Origin of the sequence: Actinoplanes cyaneus, assembly GCF_016862095.1 — a bacterium.
Classification (GTDB): domain Bacteria; phylum Actinomycetota; class Actinomycetes; order Mycobacteriales; family Micromonosporaceae; genus Actinoplanes; species Actinoplanes cyaneus.
In genome coordinates this window covers 33,281-51,444 of record NZ_BOMH01000081.1, presented here as the reverse complement: position 1 = coordinate 51,444, position 18,164 = coordinate 33,281, and the positions used below count along the sequence as shown (strand labels likewise).

Sequence of the window (18,164 nt, the reverse complement as noted above, 5' to 3'; positions counted from 1 at the left end):
AGCAGGGTGCGCTCACCCGCAAAGGACGACACCGGCGACACGGCGGGCGAGTTCGGCGACGGCGGTCGCGTCGAGGTCGACCGTGCCGCCGTTGTTCAGATTCACCATGCCAACAGTCGACCAGCGGCACGCAGACGTGGCGCAGACGAAACGTTGACGGTCTCCCCGCGGTGGCATCCCGGCCCGCCGCCGGCCGTGACCGTGCGGACGGCACCACCGACCATCGACTATCGTGACTTTCATGACCGGGGACTCGTCCAGGCTGAACACCGATGTGCCGCACCCGGCACGGCGCTACAACTACTGGCTGGGCGGCAAGGACCACTTCGCCGCCGACCGAGCCTCGGGCGACGAGATCGAGAAAGCCTTTCCCGGCGCCCGGCTGGCGGTGCGCGCCAACCGCGACGCCCTGGGCCGGATGGTCACGTATCTCGCCGGCGAGGCCGGGGTCCGGCAGTTCCTCGACATCGGTACCGGCTTGCCGACAGCGGACAACACCCACGAGGTCGCCCAGCGCATCGCCCCGGACAGCCGGGTGGTGTATGTCGACAACGACCCGCTCGTGCTGACCCATGCCCGGGCTCTTCTCACCAGCTCGCCGCAGGGCAGGACCGCGTACATCGAGGCCGACCTGAACGACCCGGAGGCGATCCTCGACCACCCTCAGCTCCGTGAGGTTCTGGACCTCGGCAAGCCGGTCGCGGTGATGCTGATCGCGGTGGCACATTTCGTCCACGGCGCCGGCGCCGCCAAGCCACTGATCGACGCTCTCCTGGCGCCGCTGGCCCCCGGTAGCCACCTCGCGCTGACCCACGCCACGACCGACCTGATGACGCCGGAGGACCGGCAGGCCTATATGAAGCTGCTGGAGTCCGGACGGCTCGACGTGTGGCCCCGTGACCAGCAGGAGATCGCGCGGCTCTTCGAGGGCATGGAGCTGGTCGAGCCGGGCATCGTGGTCGGCACCCGCTGGCGGCGTGCGGACCAGCCCGGTGATCTGGCACCGGCCGACGCCGGCTTCTGGGCGGCACTGGCCCGCAAGCCGTAGACGCTGAACCGGTTCACGGACGCGCTGCCCTTGCCCGCGCGGGACCCGATGTCCATGGCGGCGGGTAGACGTGCGGTGCCCTTCCCGCCACGATGCTCCGGGACATCTCCGCGCTATCGGTAAAGGTCAACATCTAATGCACGGCGGGCACTCCGCCCACCGGGGATTTGATCAAAAACGAACGATGCAATTGATCATGAAATCCACTGTGGACAGGATGCCTTCGAGGGGAAGGCTGTCCGCTCCGGCGTGCCGCGAAAGTGGCAATCACCGCTATGAACTGGGGTTACGCGCCATCCCCGCCGCGTCGTCGAAGCGCGTCGACAAGTGCTGAGCGGCAACGTGTTTGCCTTCCGAATAGGCGGATACATTGATCGCAACGATTCCAACGGGGAGTATTAGTGATGATCACTTGGTCACATGCAGACACCCTGCTCAAGCCCGCACCGAGCAGCATTCCCGCCGGTCGACAGAACAAGTTGATCACCATAGCCGGGCGCTCCGGCTCGGACATCGACTGGCCGTGACCGCCAGGCGGCGGTGTCCGGACGGCGCGACCTCCGAGACACCGCCGTCTCCTCGATGCCGGCCGAGCGGACGGCTCGGACGCGGGCTGCGCAGAACTAAGGAACCGCCCGCGGGCATGTGCCCGCGGGCGGTCCCCCGTGTCACCCGGCCTCAGCGGCGCGCCGCCGCGAGATAGTCCTGGCAGCTCGGCAGGTTCTCGTTGCGGATGATGTCGTTGATGTCGAACAGGCTGATCATCGGCTCCACGCCGAGCAGGCGGGTGATCGGCGTGTCGTACTTCTCCGCCAGGTAGCGGCGGTTGCGCAGCAACCCCTGCCGGCTCTCCGCCGACCATTCCTTGGGGTGCGGGTGGTGGATGGCGGCGGCGTCGCGGTTCAGCGAGAAGATCGCGCCGTCGCGGTGCAGCCGGTAGCCCAGGTCGATGTCCTCCGAGCCCCACGAGGTGATCGACTCGTCCAGCCCGCCGACCGCCCGGAGCTGCGACGTGCGCGCCGACACGTTGCACGTCCAGTAGAGCCCCCACGGTGCCGGAAGGTTGCGCAGCGGGCCCGGCTCCCGGGCGTAGAACTCCTCCCGGAGATCCAGCCACCGCTGCTCACTCCGTAGTCGCGCGATCGTCGCGTCGACGTCGGCGAAGTCCAGCGTGTCCATCATCTCGGTGGCGTCCTCGTTGTCGAGGTTGAAGCAGTAGACGTAGCCGATCACCGCCGCCGGCTGGTCCTGCTCATGGCTGCGCAGGTGGGCGCGCAGCGCGCCGGAGTGCAGCAGCACGCCGGAGTCCACCAGCACCGACACGTCGCTCGTCGCGTTGGCGATGCCCAGGTTGCGGGCCGCCGCGACGCGGTGCCCCTCGTCCGGCTGGAAAAGATGACGGACGGCCAGCCGGCCGCGGAACTCGGCCACCATCTCGGCGGTGCCGTCGTCGGAGCCGTCGTCCGCGACGAGCACCTCGAAGGCGTCGGTGCCGATGTCCTGGTCGCAGAGCGCGTTCAGGCTCAGGCGCAGCAGGTCCCTGCGGTTGTACGTGGGGATGATGACGCTGCAAGCCGGGGTGGAACTCATCACTGATCTCCTAACACACGGTTTGGCAATACTCTGGCAAAGGCCTGGCGCGGGCGCAGCGGTCAGCGGTACACCAGGCGGATCGGCAGGGTCTCCGGGCCGGCGACCGCGATGGACCGCACCGGGTGCGCCGGGCCGGCCGCTTCGATCCGGTCGGTCCGGTCGAGCAACTCGCCGTAGAGGATGCGCATCTGCGCCCGGGCCAGCGTCGCACCGAGGCAGAAGTGCTCCCCGATGCCCAGCGCGAGGTGACGATTGGGGCTGCGGGCGATGTCGAAGCTGTCCGGTGCGGTGAAGACGTCCTCGTCGCGATTGGCCGAGGGCACCCACAACACCACCCGGTCGCCGGCCGCGATCCGCCGTCCGCCCACCTCGCAGTCGCGGGTCGCGGTCCGCATGCTGTGCGTCGCGCTGGAGGTCCACCGCAGCACCTCCTCCACGGCGGAGGGCAGCAGCGAACGATCGGCGCCGAGCCGCCGCCACTGGTCCGGGTGGTCGAGGAACGCCGCCATCCCGCCGGCGATGGCGAGCCGGCCGTTCTCCGTCGCCCCGACGATGTTCTCGCAGTTGAGCAGCACCTCCTCCTCGGTTAGCAGCTCGTCCTCGACGGTGCCGCCGAGCAGGGCACTGACCAGGTCGTCGGTGGGCTCGGCGAGGCGCTGCTCCATCATCGCGATGAAGTAGCGCATCAGGTCCTGGTGCGCGGCGAGCGAGACGCCCGCCTCGAACGCCTCGTTCGTCCACCGGAACAGGCTTTCGTGGTCGCGCTCGGGCACCCCCATCAGCGATCCGATGAGGTACATCGACACGCGCCCCGCGATGTCGTGCACGAAGTCCACGACCGGTGCCGTTCGCACCTGCTCCAGGCTGCCGCGGACCGCGGTGTGGATCGCCGCCTCGATCTCGCGGACCGCCCGGGTGGTGAACCAGTCGGCGACCACGGCGCGCAGCTGCTTGTGGCGGGGCGGATCGGTCAGCGCCAGGGTCATCCCGCCACCCGGGTCCACTCCCTGGTCACTGGGGCGCAGCAGCACGCCCTGCCGGGACGAGAAGGTGGCCGGGTCCCGGTAGGCGGCGCGGACGTCCGCGTAGCGGGTCAGCGACCAGAACGCGGGCAGGTCGCCGGCCGGGTGGTGGTGCACCGGGGAGTGGCGGCGCATCCAGGACCAGACCGCGTACGGATCACCCTCGGCGTGCCATCCGGCGTCGGTGAGCACCGCCGGATCCGGTGCCTCCGCCTCGGGTGCGGCGGTCACCACCGGCTCGCTGATCTCCTTCGAAGCCGATCGCATACGTCTTCTCCGTCCAGCGCTCGACGACCCCGGCTGTCAGAGCCAGGGTTTGTGACTAATCTTGGCAAGAAGGTTGCCACATGTTGCCTAATGCGGCAACGTGGGGGGTACGACAGATCGTGATCGCACATCCGGAGGTGGGTTCGTGAACCGAGACCGAGCGCTCGACATCGCCGTCACCGGGGTGGCCGCCCGCCTCCCCGGGGTGCCGGGCCTGGACTCATGGTTCGACGCCGTCCGGACCGGCCGGCTGCTGACCCGCCGGTTGACGCGCGACGAGCTGATCGAGGCCGGGGTGCCGGCCGAGCTCGCCGACAACCCCGACTACGTCCCCGTGCGCGGCGTGCTGGACGACGCCGACCGGTTCGACCACCGGCTGTTCGGCATCAGCGCGCGCGACGCCGAACTGATGGATCCCCAGCACCGCCTGATGCTCGAGGTCGCCTGGTCCGCGCTGGAGGACGCCGGGCTCCCGCCGCAGCCCGAGGACGACCGCGCCGACCGGGACATCGCCGTCTACGCCAGCGGCAGCGGCAGCGGCTACCTGCGGGCGATGCTCGCCGGTGGGCCGCTCGACCCGCTCACCCTCGACCAGGCGCTGCACGGGACCGAACCCGACTTCATCGCCAGCCTCGTCGCGTACAAGCTCGGCCTGACCGGTCCGGCCCTGGGTGTGCAGACCGCGTGCTCGTCATCCCTGGTCGCCACACACCTGGCGGTGCAGGCCCTGCTCAACGGCGAGTGCCGGACGGCGCTGGTGGTGGCCGCCGGCATCGACTATCCGCAGGGCGGCCACCTGCACGTGGACGGCGGGATCCAGTCGGCCGCCGGCGCCTGCCGCCCGTTCGACGCCGAGTCCGACGGTGTGGTCGCCGGGTCCGGGGCGGTCGCCGTGGTCCTGCGCCGGCTCGCCGACCTGGGCGACGCCCCGCAGCCGTACGGCGTCCTGATCGGCACCGCCGTCAACAACGACGGCGACGCCAAGGCCGGTTACTACGCCCCGTCGATCGTCGGCCAGGAGGCGGTGATCAACGCCGCACTGGACGCCGCTGACGTGGACGGCTCCTCGATCGGATACCTGGAGGCGCACGCCACCGGTACCCGGATCGGCGACCCGATCGAGTGGACCGCGGCGAACGCGGCGCTGACCGCCGCCGGGGCCGGGCCCGGACAGGTCGCGGTCGGCGCGCTCAAGGGCTCGATCGGCCACCTCGACGCGGCGTCCGGGCTGGCCGGGCTGGTCAAGGCCATGTGGGTGGTGCGCACCGGGCTGGTGCCGCCGGTGCCCGGGTTCACCCGACTGAACCCGTTGCTGGAGGACGCCGGTTCCGCGCTGCGGGTGCCGGTGTCCGCACAGCCCTGGACCGGGCCGCTGCCGCGCCGGGCCGGCGTCAGCTCGTTCGGCATCGGCGGCACGAACGCCCACGTCATCGTCGAGGAGCCGCCGGAGGAGCCGGTCCGGCCCGCGCCGCCGGCCCGCGACCGCGTGGTGGTGCTGTCCGCGGCGGAACCGGAGACGCTCGACCGTACGGCCGAGCGGCTGGCCGACCAGCTCGACCGGGAGCGGCCCGACCTCGCCGACGTGGCCACCACCCTGCTCGCCGGGCGGGCCCACCTCGCCGAACGCCTGTCCGTGGTGGGCCGGGACAGCGCCGAGGTGGCCGGCCTGCTGCGCCGGCGCTCGGCGGCGGCCCGCGGCCGGGTGCCGGCCACCGGCGCCCCGGAGGTGGCGTTCCTGCTGCCCGGCCAGGGTGCTCAGCGCCCCGGCATGGCCGCGCCGTTCGCCGCCGGGCTGCCCGGCTTCGCCGCCGAGTTGGACGCCTGCCTCGGCGCGTTCGGGCCCGAGGAGGCCGGCCGGCTGCACGAGGCGCTGTTCGATCCGGCTTTCCCGGCGGACCGGCTGGCCGCCACCGAGCTGGCACAACCGGCCCTGTTCGCGGTCGGCTATGCGGCCGGCCGGGCGCTCACCGGTCTGGGCGTGACGCCCTGTGCCCTGCTCGGGCACAGTCTGGGCGAGATCGTGGCGGCGTGCCTCGCCGGGACGCTCGACCTCGGCGACGCCGCCCGGTTCGTCACCGTCCGCGGCCGGGCCATGCAGGCCTGCCCGCCGGGCGCCATGCTGGCGGTCGGCTGCGACGCGGCGACCGCCCGCGAGCTGATCGCCGAGTCGGGGACCGGCCTCGAGCTGGCGGGAATCAACGGCCCGGTCGCCTGCACGGTGTCCGGCACCGAGCCGGAGGTGGACCGGTTCCGCCGGTTCGCCGACGGCCGGGTCTTCCTCCGGCGGCTGCGTACCAGCCACGCCTTCCACTCGATGCTGATGGAGCCCGCGCTGCCCGCGCTCACCGACGCGCTCGGCACGGTCCGGCCGCGACCGGCCACGACGCCGTGGGCGAGCAACCTCACCGGCGAGCTCGTCGCGGCCGGTGACACGGTCACGACCCGGTCGTTCGTCGAGCAGGTCCGCAACCCGGTCCGGTTCGGCGACGCCCTGACCGCGCTGGCGGCGCGGCACCCGGGCTGCGTGGTGGTCGAGGCCGGTCCCGGGCGGACGCTGTCCAGCCAGGCCGAGGCCGCGGGCCTGACCGCGGTGCCGCTCGACCTGCCGGATGCCGGAGACCCGGCGGGCCGCGGAGTGCTGACCGCGCTGGGCCGGCTCTGGACGCTGGGGGTGCCGGTGCCGGCGGAACACCTGGGCGGCCACGACGGGCGCCTGATCCACCTGCCGGGGTACGCGTTCTCCGGGCCGCGCCTGCGCGCCTCCGAGGCCGGCCGTGGACCGGCCGTGACCACGTCCACCGCCGCTGCTCCGGCGGCCGGCGCCGGCCCGGCGGCGGACACCGCCGGCGATCCCGACCCGGACGTGCTGATGCCGAAGCTGTGGGCCGAGGTCCTCGGCCGGCCCGACCTCGACGACGACGCCGACTTCTTCGCCCTCGGCGGGGATTCCCTGCTGATCACCCAGCTGGCCCGCCGCATCCAGGAGGAGCTGGGCGTCCGGGTTCCACTGCGCGACATGCTGGCCGGTCGCACCCTCGGCCGGCAGACCGCTCTCGTGCACGACGCGCTCGGCCGCCGCCGGGCCACGACCGACTGACGAGGAGATCTGATGTCCGCGACCACCGATCCGCCGACCATCGTCCACCACGCGAACCCCGCCGACGCCGTCGCGATCGGCATCGGCGCGCCGCTGCCGGACACCGGGCGCGAACCGGTGCACCACGCGGTGGCCCGGTTCGCCGCGAGTTGCCCGAACCGGCCCGCCGTGCACGCCGCCGGCAGCACGGTCACCTACGCCGAACTGGACCGCTGGGCCGGGCGCGTCGCCGCGGAGGTGGCGTACCGGGGGGTGCGGCCCGGGGACCGGGTCGGGCTGCTCGCCGAGCCGAGCACCGCGGCGGTGGCCGCGGCCGTCGGCATCCTGCGGGCCGGCGCGGCGTACGTGCCGCTCGACCCCGGCTGGCCGGAGCAGCGGGTGGCCGACGTGCTGACCGACGCGCGGGTGAGCGCGGTCGTGACCACCGCCGGCACCACCTCCCGGCTGGCCGGCTCCGGCTACCCGATGGTCGACGCCGACACCGACGCCGCGCATCCGGACGGCCCGCCGGCCGCCCTGCTCGACGTCCAGGTCGACGCGGCCGACCCGGCGTACCTGATCTACACCTCGGGCAGCACCGGAGAGCCCAAGGGTGTCCTGGTCACGCACGGCACGCTCGCCGCGTCCACGCTGGCCCGCCGGCAGGTCTACCCCGGAGCACCGACGTTCCTGCTGGTCTCCCCGCTGGCGTTCGACTCGTCGGTGGCGGGGCTGTGGGGCACGCTGAGCGCCGGCGGCACGCTGGTGCTGGCCACCCGCGACGAGGTGCGCGACCCGGCCCGGCTGGTCGAGGTGATCCACACCAACGGCGTGACGCTGACCCTGTGCGTGCCGTCGCTGTACAACGTCGTGCTGGACGCCGCCGACCGGGTGGGCCCGGCCCGTCTCGCCAGCCTGGACACGGTCGTCGTGGCCGGCGAGCCGCTGCCGCAGGCGCTGGTGGAGCGGCACTTCGCGGCGCACCCGCGACCGGTGTCGCTGGTCAACGAGTACGGCCCCACCGAGGCCACCGTGTGGGCCAGCTACCGCCGGTTCACCGGGCCCGGGCCGGTGTCGATCGGCGGCCCGATCCCCGGCACCCGGCTGTACGTGCTCGACGACGACCTGCGGCCGGTCCCGCCCGGCGCCGAGGGTGAACTCGTGATCGGCGGCGAGGGCGTCACCGCCGGGTACTTCGGCCGGCCGGAGGCGACCGCCACGGCGTTCCCCGCGGATCCGTTCACCGGCGACGGGGCCCGGATGTACCGCACCGGCGACCGGGCGCGATGGAACCCGGACGGCACGCTGGCGTTCCTCGGCCGGCGCGATCACCAGGTCAAGATCCGCGGACACCGGATCGAGCTGGGCGCCGTCGAGGAGGCCACCCGCACGGTCGCCGGCGTCCGCGACGCGGTCGTGGTGCCCGACGGCGCGCACACGACGCTCGTCGGATTCGTGCTCGCCGACCCCGGAACCGACGCGGCCGCCGTCCGCGCCGATCTCGCCGAGCGGCTGCCCGCCGCCATGGTGCCCGCCCGGATCAGGATCCTGGAGCACTTCCCACTCACCTTCAGCGGCAAGGTGGACCGGGCCCAGTTGCAGACGGCGGCCGACGAGGACCCGGTCGCCGGCGGCACCGAGGCGACCGACGGCGGGCCGAGCACCGTCGGGGTGGCGGCCGCGTGGTCGGAGGTGCTCAAGGTGCCCGAGGTGCCGGACAACGCGAACTTCTTCGATCTGGGCGGCCACTCGCTCGCGATGTTCCAGCTGCAGGACGCCCTGGAACGGCACACCGGGGTCCGGCCGTCGGTGGTCGCGCTGTTCCAGCACACCACGGTGGCGGCGCAGGCCCGGCTGCTCGACCGGGACCGCGGGCCGGGCCGGGGCGTGGACCGCTCCCAGCTCACCAACCGCCGGGCCGCCGCGGTCCGCGCCCGCCGCGAGCGGGCCACCCGGAACGGGGGACGTCGTGACCGCTGACCCGCACACCGTCTTCGCGCGCCCGGTGGACTGCCCCGACGCCCACCGGCGACTGATCTGCTTCCCGCACGCCGGCGGTTCCGCGTCGTTCTTCCGGGACTGGGGCCGGCATCTGCCGGACACCGAGGTGCTGGCGGTCCGCTACCCCGGCCGGGGCGAACGGATCGACGAGCCGTCGCCGGACGACATCGTCCGGCTCGGTGCCGACGTGGCCGCCGCGGCAGCGGAGCTGACGCCGCTGCCGCTCACCCTCTTCGGGCACAGCCTGGGCGCGGTGGTGGCGCTGGAGGCGGCCCGGGCGCTGCTGGAGCACGGTGTCACCCCGGCGCACCTGGTGGTGTCCGGCAGCCGGAACGCCCCGCTGCCGCCGCCCGCCCCGGACGACGCCGACGACGAGGACACCGCCCTGCGGCTGGCCGCTCTGGGCGGGACCGACGCCGCCGCGCTGGACGACCCGTTCTTCCAGGAGCTGGTCCTGCCGTACGTGCGCAGCGACGGCGCGATGTTCCACGCCTACCGGCACCGCCGGGCACCGGTGCTGCCGTGCCCGGTCACCGCGATCGTCGGCGACGCCGACACCGACGCCGACCGCCGGCCGTGGCCGGAGCTCACCGAGGCCGGCTTCCGGGAGCATGTCGTCCCCGGCCACCACTTCTACCTGGTGGAACGGCCGCCGTACGAGCTGCTGCACGACCTCCTGGCGGGTGTGCGGTGACCGGCACGCCGCCGGTCGGGCCGCCGCCGCCGGTCGACCACGAGCTGGCGGCTCCGCTGCGGGACATCCTGGCGATGCTGCCGGGACCGCTGACCCCGGAGCTCGTCGCGGACCGGCGGGCCCGCACCCGGGCCGGCAGCCTGTCCGACGAGGACATCCGCCGCAGCGGCGCGTTCACCGTCGACGAGCTGGTGGTACCCGGCCCGGCCGGTGCTCCGGAGATCACCCTGCTGATCTGCCGGCCGAGCGCCGCGCCGGGGCCGTACCCGGTCATCTACAACACGCACGGCGGCGGCATGGTGGCCGGCGGCACCCGCACCGTGGAGCTGGCCGACGAACTGGACCGGGCCGAGGAGCTCGGCCTGGCCGTGGTCGCGGTCGAGTACCGCCTGGCCCCGGAGCACCCGCATCCGGCGCCTGTCGAGGACTGCTACGCCGGTCTGGTGTGGCTCGCCGAGCATGCCGGTGAGCACCACCTCGATCCGGAGCGCATCGTGGTGAGCGGCAACAGCGCCGGCGGTTGCCTGGCGGCGGCGCTGGCGTTGCTGGCCCGGGACCGCGGCGGGCCGGCGCTGCTCGGCCAGATGCTGCAGTGCCCGATGCTCGACGACCGGTGCGACACCCCCTCCTCGGTGCAGCTGGACCGGGCCGGGCTGTGGGACGGCGCGTCGAACCGGGCCGGCTGGACCGCGCTGCTCGGCGCTCGCCGCGGCACCGCGGAGGTGCCCGCCGGTGCCGCCCCGGCCCGCGCCACCGACCTGACCGGGCTGCCCCCGGCCTTCCTCGACGTCGGCTCGGTGGAGGCGCTGCGCGACGACGCGGTGCGCTATGCCGAACGACTGTGGCGCTGCGGCGCCGAGGCGGAGCTGCATGTGTGGTCCGGGGCGTTCCACAGCTTCGACGAATGGGTGCCGGACGCGGTGGTGTCACGCACCGCGAAGCGGGCGCGAGCCGACTGGTTGCGCCGCCTGCTGGACCGCAGCGGGTGGCGGCCACCGGCCCTCCCGGCAGCACACCCCGCAGATCACCATCACGCTAGGAGCAGCTGACATGACCAGCACCGATCGCATCACCCGGGCGCGGGAACGCGACCGCCGGCACGTCTGGCACACCTGGTCGCCGGTGGGCGCCGACCGGGCCGGCCCGATGTACTCGCACGGGCAGGGCTACCGGATCACCGACGTCGACGGCCGGGAGTTCATCGACGCCTCCGCGCTCAACTCCACCTGCGGCTACGCCCACCCGGACGTGGTCCGCCAGCTCACCGAGCAGGCCGCCCGCCTGCAGCACGTCGACCTGTCGATCAGCAGTCACGAGCTGGCCGGCGCTCTCGCCGAACGGCTCGCGTCGTACCTGCCGGGACCGCTGAACCGCACGTTGTTCGTCAACAGCGGCTCGGAGGGGTTCGACGCCGCGATCCTGATGGCGGTCGCGCACGGTGAGCACACCGGCGACCCGCGCCGGCGGATCGTCTCGTTCGCCCGCGGCTACCAGGGCGCCACGGTGCTGAGCCGGAGCCTGTCCAGCCTGCCGCGCAGCCGGCATCCGTTGCGGGCTCCGCTGCCGGTCACCCAGGTCGAGCTGCCCCTGCCGGCGCACGAGCTGCGCCGTCCGGAGGCGTTGCCGGTCCTGCTCGAGGCGTTCGCCGGCGCGCTGGCGGCGGATCCGGACGAGCCGGTCGCCGCGGTGGTGGTCGAGCCGTTCCTCAACGTCGGTGGTGGTGTGGTGCTGCCGCCGGGTTTCCTGCCGGGCCTGCGGCGCCTGTGCGACGACGCCGGCGCGCTGCTCGTGGTGGACGAGGTGTTCACCGCGTACGGCCGGTGCGGTGACATGTACGCGGTCCGCCGCGCGGGGGTGACCCCGGACATCGTGGTGGCCAGCAAGGGGCTGACCGGTGGCTACTCGGCGCTGGCCGCGGTGACCGCGACGGACGCGGTCCACGACGGCTTCGCCGCCGACCCGGTGATCGGCGGGCTGCGCTACGGGCACACCACCAGCGGGCACGCGGTGGCCTGCGCGGCGGCCCTGGCCACCCTGGACGTGGTAGAGAAGGAGCACCTCGCCGAGCGGGCCGAGCACCTGGGCGCCGTCATGGTCGAGGCGCTGGCGCCGCTGACCGGCACCGGGGAAGTGATCGACGTCCGCCGGCTGGGACTGATCGTCGTGCTGGAGATGTCCACCCCGGAGGCCGCGACGGCGGTGGTCGACCGGGCCCGGCACGGTGGCCTGCTGCTGCGCCGGCAGGGCTCGGCCGTGCTGGCCGTACCTCCGCTGATCATCGACGACGAGGGCGTCGCCCTGGTGCTGCAAGGCCTGCTGGCAGCCGCCTGAGACCGACCCACGACTGCGAAGGAGAGCTCATGCGGTACGCCGGAATCGGCTGGGGTCCGGACGGATACCAGCTCGAGATCATCGACGACCAGGGGCAGCGCTGCGCACCGGCGGCGTCCTTCGGGCCGGCGCGGATCGCCGACCTGGTCGCGCACGTGCGCCGCGACGACCGGGTGGCCGCGGTGGTGGACAGCACCAACGGCATCCTCGACGGCCAGTTGATGGCGGCCGGGGTCACCGTGTACCGCGCCGACCCGCCCCTGCTGCCGGCCCGGCCCGACCTCGGCTCGGCGCCGGCGCTCGACATCGCCCGGGCGGCCCAGCGTGATCCGTCCGCGGTACGGCTGCTGGAGCGTCACCGCGGCACCCAGACCGGCCGGGAGGACGAGCTGGCGGCGTGCATCGCCGGCAGCGAACCGGCCCTGGAGGCGCTGACCGCTGCCGGGCGCTGTCTGAGCCACGGCGACCGGGAGGCGCCCCGGGTCGCGCTGACCTTCGACGACGGCCCGCAACCGCCGTACACCGGCCGGGTCCTCGACGTCCTGGAGCGTTACCGGGTGCCGGCCACGTTCTTCTGCGTCGGCCAGCACGCCGGCGCCTTCCCCGACGAGTTGGTCCGCATGCGCGAGCAGGGGCACCAGCTCGGCAACCACACGTTCTCGCACCCGTTCCTGCAGGAGTTGAGCCGAGCCCAGCTGGCCGCTCAGGTGCTGCGGGCCGGGGAGGCCGTCGCCCGGGCCGCCGGGACCGGCCTGCCGACGGTGTTCCGGCCGCCGTACGGCTCGCGGACCCCCGAGGTGCTCGGCTGGCTCGGCGAGCTGGAGCCGACGACGGTGTTGTGGGACGCCGAGGCCGCCGACTGGGCGATGCCCGGCGCGGACGTCATCGCCCGCCGCATCCTCGACCAGGCCCGGCCGGGCTCGGTGATCCTGCTGCACGACGGCGGCGGTGATCGGCAGCAGACCGTCGCCGCCCTGCCCGCGATCATCGAGGGCCTGCTGGCACGCGGATACCGGTTCGTGCCGGTGTCCGATCTGGCCGCCGACCGGGTGCACACCGTCGGCCCGGCCTGACCATCCTCCGATCCGAAGTGGAGTTCTCATGTCGTCCACCTCTTCCGTCAAAGCCACGTCCGTCCTGGACGCGGCGCAGATCGAGCAGTTCGCCCGCGACGGGTACGTCGTGCTGCCGGGCTTCCTCGACGAGGCCCTGGTGTCCCGGCTCAAGCGGGAGGTCGACCGCTGGGTCGACGACGGGCTGCGCGACAGGTCGATCGCCTCTGCTGTCGATCCCGAGGCCAACGGCCTGCCGCCGGTGATGGAGCTGGAGATGCCGGCCCACGCCGACCTCATCGCGTACCCGCCGCTGATGGGCGTGCTGACCGACGTGCTCGGCCCGTCGTTCGTCTTCCACCACCTGCACAGCGACCGGCAGGCACCCACGCTGCCCGGCAAGCCCTGGCACCACGACTACGAGCAGCGGCCGCAGCGCGACCGGACGTACGCGATGGTGCACGCCCTGCACTACCTCGACGGGCTCGACCCGGAGACGTCCTCGCTGGTGGTGCTGCCGGGCTCGCACCACCGGGTGGCCGCCAAGGACGCCAACGCGCATCTCGGCACCGAGTCCATCGACGGCGAGCAGGTGCTCGACGACCTGCCGCCGGGGTCCACGGTGCTGGCGCACTCGGCGGTCTTCCACGCCCGCCGCGCCCGCCCGGAGGGCATCGGCAAGGACCGGTATTTCGTCGACGCGTCCTACTGCCAGACCGGCACCCGCTGGCCGCCGGTGAAGCCGTACTGGCGGCACATGTTGAGCCGCGGCCGCGAGCTGGGCATCGGCGGGCAGCAGTGGCCGCACCTGTTCGACGAGGAGCACTTCGAGGAGTTCCGCCGCTGACCCACGGCCAGCCGTGTTGCCAACTTTGGCAGCACGGCTGGCAATGTTGGCAATGGTGTGTGAGGGTGGCGGGAGAGCCAACCGGAGAGGGGTACCGAGGTGGTCGACAGCGAACTGGTCGCCCTGGTGACGGGAGCCAATCGGGGACTGGGCCGGGAGACCGCGCGCCAGCTGGCCGGCAAGGGCATCGCCGTGCTGCTCGGCGCGCGGGACGCCGAGCGAGGTGCGGCGGTCGCCGCGGAGCTCGCCGCCGAGGGCGGATCGGTGACCGCCATCCCGCTGGACGTGACCGACGAGGCCGGCGTCGCCGCGGTGGCCGCCCGGATCCGCGACCGCTGGGGCCGGCTGGACGTGCTGGTGAACAACGCCGGCGCGTTCCGCCCGGCCACCGCCGTGGAGACCACCGCGGCGCCGTTGCGGGACATCTTCGAGGTCAACGTGTACGGCGTGGTCACCGTCACGCATGCGGTGCTGCCGCTGCTGGCCCGCTCCGCCGCCCCGCGGATCGTCAACGTGTCGAGCACGACCGCCTCGCTGACCCTCACCGCCGCGGGCGAGAGCCTGCCCGGGAACGCGGCCGTACGGATGGCCTACACCGCGTCGAAGGCGGCGCTCAACATGCTCACGATCCAGTACGCCCGCGCCTTCCGGCTGGATCCGGAACTGGCGCACTTGAAGATCAACTCGGCGACGCCCGGCTACACCGCCACGGACATGAACCAGCACCAGGGCATCCGCAGCGTCCACGACGGCGCCCGGGCCATCGTCGAGCTCGCCACGCTGCCGGCGGACGGACCGACCGGTGGCTTCTTCAACGATGAGGGGCCGGTGCCGTGGTAGCGCCGCGATCGGCCCACCGGAGGGAGACCGAATGAGCGACACGAGCACCTCGACGGCGACCAGGATCGGCGTGCATCGGCTGGCCGGCGCCATCGGGGCCGAGATCACCGGCGTCGACGCGGGCGACCAGCTGGACGCCGACGTCATCGATCAGGTCCACACGGCGCTGCTCGAGCACAAGGTGGTGTTCCTGCGCGATCAGCACCTCGACTACGAGCGCCAGGTGCGCTTCGCCCAGCGCTTCGGCGAGCTGTCACCGGGGCACCCGATCTTCGCGCCGCCGAAGCAGAAGCCGTTCCTGCGGGAGATCGACTCGTCGCAGGGCACCCGGGCCAACCATTGGCACACCGACCTGACCTTCGTGGACCGTCCGCCGGCCCTGGCCATGCTGCACGCGGTGGTCATCCCGCCGGTCGGCGGCGACACCATGTGGGCCAGCATGCCGGCGGCGTACCAGAGCCTGCCCCCGGAGCTGCGCGATCTCGCCGACCGGCTGCGCGTGGTGCACAGCAACGACTCCGACTACACCGACGCCACCGTCGTGCACAACAAGCTGGACTACGTCGCCAAGGTGTTCGAGACCGAGCACCCGGCGGTGCACGTGCACCCGGTGACCGGCGAACGGTCGCTGCTGCTGGGCGGCTTCGCCAAGCGCATCGCCGGGGTCAGCCCGCAGGCGTCCCGCGACATCCTGCGGGCGTTGCAGGAGCACGCCACCCGGCCGGAACACACGGTGCGCTGGCGCTGGCGCGTCGGTGACCTGGTGATCTGGGACAACCGGGCCACCCAGCACTACGCGATCTACGACTACGGCACCGAGCACCGGCGGTGCGAGCGGGTGACCGTGGCGGGGCAGGTGCCGGTGGGCATCGACGGCCGGCCGGCCACGGTGGTCCGCGGCGACATGACCTCGTACGACGGCCCCACGGACTGACCCGGCCGGGCCGGACACAGCGGTGGGTGCGGGCCCGATGCCCGCACCCACCGCTGTCGTCGTGTCACCCGTGCGTCAGGCCGGCACGGAGGCGTACTCCCGGTACAGGCGGCGCAGCGCGTTGTCCGGGAACTCGTCGTGCCACGGCTTCACCGCGCCGATGTAGTGGATGATGCCCTCGCGCCGGGTCAGCTGGTCCAGCCGTCCGGCACCGAACTTGCCGTGCACCGGGTGCTCGATGAGCTTGTTCCACTTCTCCGCCATCGGGGTCCAGCGACCGGCGAAGATGTGGTTGAGGATGTCCTGATCGAAGTGCGTGGTGTCGGACCCGTACTTGCGGTGCATCTCCACCGCCCGCTCGGTGATGCCCTCGTCGCGCCACCGGTTCATGTCGATGAGCAGGACACCCGAGTTGAAGTGACCGGGCGGCACGGCGCCGGTCTGTACCTGCCGGGCGCCCTCCGCGGTGATCTGGAGCGACCGGTCCGGCGCGAACCCGTTGAGCACCGCGCCGAGTGCGCTGCCACGCAGATCCTGGCCGTACAACTCGGTCAGGTCCTCGAGCACCAGGACGTCCGCGTCCAGGTACAGCACGCGCGGCACGCTCGCCGGGATGACGCTGCTGATGTGCAGCCGGGCGAGCGCCGCGTCGGACAGCCACATGCTCGGGATGCGCAACGACAGCCGGTCCGGGATCTGGTAGAACTCCACGTCCCCGGCCCGGCCCAGACGCTCCTGCACCTCGGCGCGGCGGTCCGGGCTCAGATCGCAGTCGACGACGTGGAACACCACCGGCGTACCCCGGTCCCGGAGCCCTTGCCGGATCGAGTGGGCGACGACGGCCGCCCCTCCCGCGTACCGGTCGTCGATCGCGAACATCACATGTAGATCGGTCATCGCTCGCCTTCCGTTCGTCGTCCCGGTCCGGCGCCGGGCTTCCCCGGATGCTGGAAACACCATGACGCCGCTTTGACAAAATGTGCCACGATGCGCCGCCGGTCAAACCTCACAGCCGTCCCGACAGGCTAGTTCCGCGATGGCAACGTTGCCAAGCACTCGCCCTTCGGCGATGTTAGGCTGGCAATTCACCTGCCACCGTTGCACCGTCGCCGACGAGCATCGCCAGGAGGAGACACGTGGCCAACAGCCATCCGGGCACGACGGCCCAGCACAGCGGGCCCGATACGTCCGCCACGCCGGCGCGGACACCGTGGACGGCGGCGCTGATCCTGGTGATGGGCATCGGGCCGTTCGCCACCGACACCTACTTGGCGGCCCTGCCCGAGCTGCAACAGTCGCTGCGGACCAGCGCCACCGTGGCTCAGCTGACCCTCACCGCGTTCATCGTCGGCATGGGCGCCGGTCAGCTCGTCCTCGGCCCGATCAGCGACTCCCGGGGCCGGCGCGGGATGCTGCTGTCCGGCGCCGTCGTCTTCGCGATGGTGACCGTCGTCTGCGCGGTCAGCCCGAGCGGGCCGATCCTGGTCGCCGCCCGCCTCGTGCAGGGCATGGTCGCCGGGGGCGGCGTGGCCATCGGCCGGGCCGTCGTCACCGACAGCTACGGAGGGGACCGGGCCGCCGCTACGTTCGGGGTCATCTCGTCGTTCACGTTCCTCGGCCCGGTGGTGGCACCCGCGGCCGGCGGACTGATCCTGACGCACGGCACCTGGCGGACCGTCTTCGCCGTGCTGGCCGGGCTCGGCGTGCTGATGACCGTCGCCATCGCCGCCGGCATCCCCGAGACGCTGCCGGTGGAGCGCCGTCAGGCACCGGGCCTGGGCCGGCTCTTCCGGCGGATGGGCGGGCTGCTGCGGGACTGGGGCTTCACGCGTCACGTCGCCCTGCTCGGCCTGGCCAGCGGCGGCTTCTTCACCTACATCGGTGGCTCGTCGTTCGTCCTGCAGACGGCGTTCGAGGTGAGCCCGGCCAGGTACACCGTCATCTTCGCCACCAACGCGGCGTCCATGGCCTGCGCCAGCCTGGCGTTCCGCGTGCTGGTGGCACGCCTGGGCGCGGCCCGGCTCCGCACGGCCGGCATCGTCGCCTCCGCCGTGGGCGCGACCGGCCTGCTGCTGCTGGCCCTGACGGACCCGCACGCCCGGTCGCCGATCGCCGCCGTGTGGCTGCTGCTCTGCCTGGTGACCGCCGGGATGGGACTCATCATGCCGGCGACCACCACGCTCGCCCAGGAGGCCGGGCGCCACGCCGCCGGCACCGCGTCCGCCCTGCAGGGCGGCTTCACCTTCCTCATCGGCGCGATCGTGACCCCGCTCACCGGGGTGGCGGGCTACGACTCGCTGCTGCCGATGGCGCTGGCCATGACGGTCTTCTTCGTCACGGCCCTCGCCCTCGCAAGCCTGACCCGGTCCTCACGCCGGCCCGCTTGACCCGGTCCCCCGGCCGGCCCGCTTGCCGCTTGACCCGGTCCTCACGCCGGTCCGGCCGCACCGGGCTGCCGG

General features: G+C 73.1%; 14 protein-coding genes. 11 read left to right on the top strand and 3 right to left on the bottom strand.

Annotated features, from left to right (window positions below):
* The first annotated feature begins 241 nt into the window (after window positions 1-241).
* Window positions 242-1,048, top strand: a complete 807-nt coding sequence (locus tag Acy02nite_RS42790; RefSeq protein ID WP_203755005.1) for an SAM-dependent methyltransferase — start codon at window positions 242-244, stop codon at window positions 1,046-1,048.
* Window positions 1,049-1,726: 678 nt separating this feature from the next.
* On the opposite strand, the gene Acy02nite_RS42785 is transcribed toward Acy02nite_RS42790, so the two are convergent.
* Both Acy02nite_RS42785 and Acy02nite_RS42780 read right to left on the bottom strand, forming a co-directional pair.
* On the bottom strand, window positions 1,727-2,638 hold the full coding sequence (locus Acy02nite_RS42785) for a glycosyltransferase (protein ID WP_203755003.1): 912 nt from the start codon (window positions 2,636-2,638) through the stop codon (window positions 1,727-1,729).
* A gap of 62 nt (window positions 2,639-2,700) precedes the next feature.
* Window positions 2,701-3,930, bottom strand: coding sequence for a cytochrome P450 (locus Acy02nite_RS42780; RefSeq protein ID WP_203755001.1), 1,230 nt, complete (start codon window positions 3,928-3,930; stop codon window positions 2,701-2,703).
* A gap of 145 nt (window positions 3,931-4,075) precedes the next feature.
* Here Acy02nite_RS42780 and Acy02nite_RS42775 point away from each other — a divergent pair, with 145 nt between their 5' ends.
* From Acy02nite_RS42775 to Acy02nite_RS42735, 9 genes are all read left to right on the top strand, one after another.
* Window positions 4,076-7,027: a type I polyketide synthase gene (locus Acy02nite_RS42775; RefSeq protein WP_203754999.1), complete on the top strand. Its 2,952-nt coding sequence runs from the start codon at window positions 4,076-4,078 to the stop codon at window positions 7,025-7,027.
* Between the two features lie 12 nt (window positions 7,028-7,039).
* On the top strand, window positions 7,040-8,986 hold the full coding sequence (locus tag Acy02nite_RS42770) for a non-ribosomal peptide synthetase (protein ID WP_203754995.1): 1,947 nt from the start codon (window positions 7,040-7,042) through the stop codon (window positions 8,984-8,986).
* Window positions 8,976-9,701 carry a thioesterase II family protein gene (locus tag Acy02nite_RS42765; RefSeq protein WP_239175784.1) on the top strand — a complete coding sequence of 242 codons (726 nt, stop codon included), beginning with the start codon at window positions 8,976-8,978 and terminating at the stop codon, window positions 9,699-9,701. The genes Acy02nite_RS42770 and Acy02nite_RS42765 overlap by 11 nt, the downstream gene beginning before the upstream one ends.
* Window positions 9,698-10,750, top strand: a complete 1,053-nt coding sequence (locus Acy02nite_RS42760) for an alpha/beta hydrolase (protein ID WP_239175782.1) — start codon at window positions 9,698-9,700, stop codon at window positions 10,748-10,750. The genes Acy02nite_RS42765 and Acy02nite_RS42760 overlap by 4 nt, the downstream gene beginning before the upstream one ends.
* Before the next feature lies 1 nt (window position 10,751).
* On the top strand, window positions 10,752-12,032 hold the full coding sequence (locus Acy02nite_RS42755) for an aminotransferase class III-fold pyridoxal phosphate-dependent enzyme (RefSeq protein ID WP_203754992.1): 1,281 nt from the start codon (window positions 10,752-10,754) through the stop codon (window positions 12,030-12,032).
* Between the two features lie 29 nt (window positions 12,033-12,061).
* Entirely contained in the window at window positions 12,062-13,105 is a 1,044-nt protein-coding gene (locus Acy02nite_RS42750; protein ID WP_203754989.1) for a polysaccharide deacetylase family protein, read from the top strand.
* 28 nt (window positions 13,106-13,133) lie between these two features.
* Window positions 13,134-13,931 carry a phytanoyl-CoA dioxygenase family protein gene (locus Acy02nite_RS42745; protein WP_203754986.1) on the top strand — a complete coding sequence of 266 codons (798 nt, stop codon included), beginning with the start codon at window positions 13,134-13,136 and terminating at the stop codon, window positions 13,929-13,931.
* A gap of 99 nt (window positions 13,932-14,030) precedes the next feature.
* Entirely contained in the window at window positions 14,031-14,771 is a 741-nt protein-coding gene (locus Acy02nite_RS42740) for an SDR family NAD(P)-dependent oxidoreductase (protein WP_203754983.1), read from the top strand.
* 31 nt (window positions 14,772-14,802) lie between these two features.
* Window positions 14,803-15,705: a TauD/TfdA dioxygenase family protein gene (locus Acy02nite_RS42735; RefSeq protein ID WP_203754980.1), complete on the top strand. Its 903-nt coding sequence runs from the start codon at window positions 14,803-14,805 to the stop codon at window positions 15,703-15,705.
* Between the two features lie 75 nt (window positions 15,706-15,780).
* Here Acy02nite_RS42735 and Acy02nite_RS42730 read toward each other — a convergent pair whose 3' ends face one another.
* Window positions 15,781-16,602: a glycosyltransferase family 8 protein gene (locus tag Acy02nite_RS42730; protein ID WP_203754977.1), complete on the bottom strand. Its 822-nt coding sequence runs from the start codon at window positions 16,600-16,602 to the stop codon at window positions 15,781-15,783.
* Window positions 16,603-16,841: 239 nt separating this feature from the next.
* Here Acy02nite_RS42730 and Acy02nite_RS42725 point away from each other — a divergent pair, with 239 nt between their 5' ends.
* Window positions 16,842-18,092 (top strand): multidrug effflux MFS transporter, encoded by a 1,251-nt coding sequence (locus Acy02nite_RS42725; protein ID WP_203754974.1) that lies wholly within the window; start codon window positions 16,842-16,844, stop codon window positions 18,090-18,092.
* Window positions 18,093-18,164 lie beyond the last annotated feature (72 nt).